General features: G+C 62.5%; 6 protein-coding genes. 1 reads left to right on the forward strand and 5 read right to left on the reverse strand.

What is annotated here, in order from left to right; translation table 11 throughout:
- From CIC12_RS03730 to CIC12_RS03740, 3 genes are all read right to left on the reverse strand, one after another.
- Window positions 1–266: alpha/beta fold hydrolase (locus tag CIC12_RS03730; protein WP_446727961.1), on the reverse strand; the 266-nt coding region annotated here is incomplete at its 3' end.
- 284 nt (window positions 267–550) lie between these two features.
- Entirely contained in the window at window positions 551–1192 is a 642-nt protein-coding gene (locus CIC12_RS03735; protein ID WP_168662301.1) for a CoA transferase subunit B, read from the reverse strand.
- 2 nt (window positions 1193–1194) lie between these two features.
- Complete coding sequence (locus CIC12_RS03740) at window positions 1195–1899, reverse strand: CoA transferase subunit A (RefSeq protein WP_007181110.1); 705 nt, start codon at window positions 1897–1899, stop codon at window positions 1195–1197.
- A 258-nt stretch (window positions 1900–2157) separates the two neighbouring features.
- Between CIC12_RS03740 and CIC12_RS03745 the strand changes: the two genes are divergently transcribed.
- A complete protein-coding gene (locus tag CIC12_RS03745) occupies window positions 2158–2703 on the forward strand; it encodes a LuxR C-terminal-related transcriptional regulator (protein WP_168662303.1) in 546 nt (181 codons plus the stop codon).
- A gap of 133 nt (window positions 2704–2836) precedes the next feature.
- Here CIC12_RS03745 and CIC12_RS03750 read toward each other — a convergent pair whose 3' ends face one another.
- Window positions 2837–3268, reverse strand: coding sequence for an acyl-CoA thioesterase (locus CIC12_RS03750; RefSeq protein ID WP_168662305.1), 432 nt, complete (start codon window positions 3266–3268; stop codon window positions 2837–2839).
- Window positions 3269–3435: 167 nt separating this feature from the next.
- Window positions 3436–4212, reverse strand: coding sequence for an SDR family oxidoreductase (locus CIC12_RS03755; protein ID WP_121315208.1), 777 nt, complete (start codon window positions 4210–4212; stop codon window positions 3436–3438).
- Window positions 4213–4472: the final 260 nt, after the last annotated feature.

The following is a 4472-nucleotide window of genomic DNA, read 5'->3' on the forward strand; positions in this document are numbered from 1 at the left end:
TTGGGGTTCGCGAGCCACGACGACAAGCCCCGCCCCACCACATCCGGACACACCACACGGTAGGTCCCGGCGAGTTGCGCCGCGACGCGGTCGAAGTCGCGCCCGGAGCGCGTCAGGCCATGTACGCACAGCAGAACGCGAGGATTGTCCGGGTCGCCCCATTCGGTGTAGGCGACGCGGTGCAAGCCCGCGGCGCTCGCGCACTGCACGTAACGTTGGCGCGGCGCGGGCTGCCCGGCGGCGGAAGCGGAGGTCGATGCGGTCATCTGGGTTCCTTGCGAAAGCGCTGCGGATTGGGCTCGGGCACGGCAGGGACAGACAGGCGTTCAATCTTCAAACGATTGTAAACCGCTTTGCCGCGCGGCAAGGATCGGCCGGATGGCATAGGACAGCCTCGGACACGCGCGGTCGGCACAAGCCCGGCACACGCGGAGCGCCAGGCGCGGCACAAAACAGAACGGGCGAGACTCGCGTCTCGCCCGTTTGGGAACCCATGTGGCTGCCGCCCCGCCGCTCAACTTCAACGACCGGCCGGCGCCCCTAACCGGCCTCAGCTCACCGCGCTCACGTCGAGCGGTGCGCCGGTCTTCGCCTTGATTTCGTCGACGCTTACGCCCGGCGCCAGTTCGGTCACCTTTAGACCGGCATCCGTCACCTCGATCACGCCGAGGTCGGTGATGATCTGATTGACGACGCCGACGCCGGTCAGCGGCAGCGTGCATTCCTCAAGAATCTTGTGCTGGTCGCCCTTCGCGACGTGCTCCATCAGCACTACCACGCGCTTGACGCCCGCGACCAGATCCATCGCGCCACCCATGCCTTTGATCATCTTGCCCGGAATCATCCAGTTCGCCAGGTCGCCCTTTTTGCTGATCTGCATCGCACCCAGAATTGCCAGGTTGATGTGGCCGCCGCGAATCATCGCGAACGAATCCGCCGACGAGAAAATCGACGAGCCCGGCAATGTCGTCACCGTCTGCTTGCCCGCGTTGATCAGATCGGCATCCACTTCTTCTTCGGTCGGCGACGGGCCGATGCCGAGCAGGCCGTTTTCCGACTGCAGCCACACTTCGACGCCCGCCGGCACATGATTCGCCACCAGCGTCGGCAGACCGATGCCGAGGTTCACATAGAAACCGTCCTGCAATTCCTGCGCCGCGCGCGCGGCCATTTCGTCACGAGTCCATGCCATGATCAGTCTCCTTTCGCGCGGACGACGCGTTGTTCGATGCGTTTTTCCGGATGCGCATTCAGTACGATGCGCTGCACGAAGATGCCTGGCGTGTGGATCGCGTCCGGATCGAGTTCGCCCACCTCGACGATCTCTTCGACTTCCGCGACGGTGATCTTGCCGGCCATCGCGCACATCGGATTGAAGTTGCGCGCGGTGCGGCGGTAGATCAGATTGCCCGACTTGTCGGCCTTCCACGCCTTGACGAGCGCGACGTCGGCGGTCAGCGAATGTTCGAGCACGTAGTGGTTCTCGCCGAACTGCCGCGTTTCCTTGCCCTCGGCGATCAGCGTGCCGTAGCCGGTGTTGGTGAAGAACGCCGGAATGCCCGAGCCGCCCGCGCGCAGCTTCTCGGCGAGCGTGCCTTGCGGCGTGAATTCGAGTTCGAGTTCGCCGGCCAGATACTGGCGCTCGAACTCCTTGTTCTCGCCGACATACGACGAAATCATCTTCTTGACCTGGCGCGTTTCGAGCAGCAAACCGAGGCCGAACCCGTCGACACCCGCGTTGTTGCTGATGCAAGTGATGCCCTGCACGTTCGAATCGCGCAGCGCGCCGATCAATGCCTCCGGAATGCCGCACAGCCCGAAACCGCCGACGGCGAACGTCTGCCCGTCCTTGACGATGTCTTTCAGCGCCTCGGCGGCGCCTGGATAGACCTTGTTCATCAGTATGTCCCTTCCTTTTATGGAAATCCGCAGCCGGAAAAGCCGGTCTGCGGATCGTTGCGGCCGATATGACGTTCTGCGGGCGAACCCGACACGTCATTCTAGTCATCCCCGATGGGCTATGCGTCCAGGTTGCCCTGGGCTTCGCACAGTGCCCACCGCGGACAGCCTGGCCGCGTTGTGATGTGCTCGAAAGAGTACGCTGCGCATGCCATACGGCACAATACGCAAAACTACATAAGTATTTGCCGCCAACCCATGCCCGCCCTGGATTATCGAACCGCGTTCCACCTCGCCCCGATCGGACTTGTGCTATCGCGCGAACGGATTATCGAAGACTGCAATGATGAACTCGCGTCGATTTTCGGCTGCACCCGCGAGTCGCTGCTGGGCCAGTCGTTCCAGGTGCTGTATCCGTCGGCGGAGGAATTCGAGCGGATCGGCGCACGCATTCCGCCGATCATGACCGCACACGGCAGCTATGCGGACGATCGCATCATGAAGCGCGCCAACGGCGATTTGTTCTGGTGCCACGTGACGGGCCGCGCGCTGCAGCGCGCCGACCCGCACGCGGCAGGCGTCTGGACCTTCGAGGATTTGAGCGCGACGCGGCGCGTGGCGGTGGAACTGACGCCGCGCGAACGCGAAATCGCCGCGCAACTGGTGACGGGCAAAACCAGCAAGCAGATCGGCCGGGTGCTGGAAATCAGCCCGCGCACGGTTGACGTCTACCGGGCGCGGCTGATGCGCAAATACGATACGGGCAACGCAACCGAGCTTTTGCAACGGCTGCTTGGGAATTGAAGGACGGGCGTGAAAATGTGCGACTGGCTCATGTCTTCGCACTCGCGCGGGGAAACTGCGGCCCGGGCAGCCGGTTAAAGCATTGCAGGCGTGAATGGGCGACACGAGCAGCAGCGTTCGCCCGCTCGGCCCATCAAGCCGCCTTGACCAGCGCGGCACGCTCGATGGTCGCGCGCAGCAGATCGGGCACCGGCACCGACTTGCCCGCTGCGTAATCGATCCAGACGCAACGCGCGGCGCCGCGCGCATACACGGTGTGCGGGTCGTCGGCGCGCACCAGCTCGAAGCCGGTGTCGAAGCTGCTGCGCCCGGGCGTCGCCACCGACATCCGGCCGATCACGTCGCCGGGATAGTGCAGTTGCTTGAGAAACTCCATCGAGGCATTGACGATCACCGGTCCCTGCCCATTACTATCACCGCCGATGAACCCCACTCGCTCGAACCAGGAAATCCGTACCTGCTCCATGTAGCGGAAATAGACCGTGTTGTTCACATGGCCGAACGCGTCCATGTCGCCCCAGCGGATCGGCATCGACATCTCAAAAACTGCGTGAAAATTGCTCATCGTACTTCCGTTCTTCTTACTGCCTGACATGACTGGAACCTACTCGGCGCATGGGCGATCGGGCCACGGCCGGTCTGCCCATGTGCTGCACGATAGCGCGCGTTCGCCCGCAACAGAACCCCCGCGCGCGTAAAACACTTTCTTCGAACCAGCGTCAATCGGGACGCTCATGCGAGCCCGAAGCCGTCGTCGGCGGCGATGATCGAGCCGTTGATGAACTGCGATTCGTCGGCTGCCAGCAATAGCAGCAGCCCGTCCAGATCGTCCGGCTTGCCGACGCGATGGCGCGGCAGCATCGACACCAGCTTCTGCCCCTGCTCCGTCGACCAGTGATGGTGGTTGATCTCGGTGTCGATATAACCCGGGCAGATCGCGTTGACGTTGATCCCGTGTTTGCCCCACTCCAGCGCCATCGCCTTCGTCATATGGACGACGGCCGCCTTGCTCATCGAATACAGGCCGATCTGCGGCAACACGCGCAGGCCCGCCATCGATGCAATATTGATGATCCGGTATGACGGCTTCTGCGCATTGTTGCCGCGCATGATCATGCGCTTGGCGACTTCCTGGGCGACGAAGAAGGCGCCGCGCGTATTCGTATCGAACACATATTCGAAGTCGGCCGGTGTAACCTCGGTGAGCTTCTGCGTGGTCGACACGCCCGAGTTGTTGACGAGGATATCGATCGTGCCCGCCTCCGTCTCCGCGTGCGCCACCGCGGCCTTGATGCTCTGATAATCAGTCACGTCGAGCGATACGACATGTGCCGCACCGCCCGACGCTTCGATCTCTGCGCGCAGCTCCTTCAGCCGCTCGGTGCGCCGGCTTGCCAGCACGACCTTGGCGCCCGCCTGCGACAACACCTGAGCAAAGCGCTTTCCCAACCCGCTCGAAGCACCGGTAACCAGCGCGACCTTGCCTTCCAGATTGATCGAACGGCCCATTGACGTTCCTTGTTCGGTTGTAACGACAGATACGGTTGACAGGTGCGGTAAGACCGTCGCTGCGGGTCGATACCGTAGCATATAAATAGAACGATCGTGCTAATCCATGCCCTTCCGGTTGCAGTGCGGGGATCGATCGCCCACAATACGAACCCGAAAAAAGCATTCTAACGGTAAGAGGAGCATCAATGACCCCCGCAAGTCTCATTGAGCAGTACGGCCCACGCGAGTCGATGGAATACGACGTCGTGATCGTCGGC

The sequence above is a fragment of the Paraburkholderia sp. SG-MS1 genome, assembly GCF_012275575.1.
Taxonomy (GTDB): Bacteria; Pseudomonadota; Gammaproteobacteria; order Burkholderiales; family Burkholderiaceae; genus Paraburkholderia.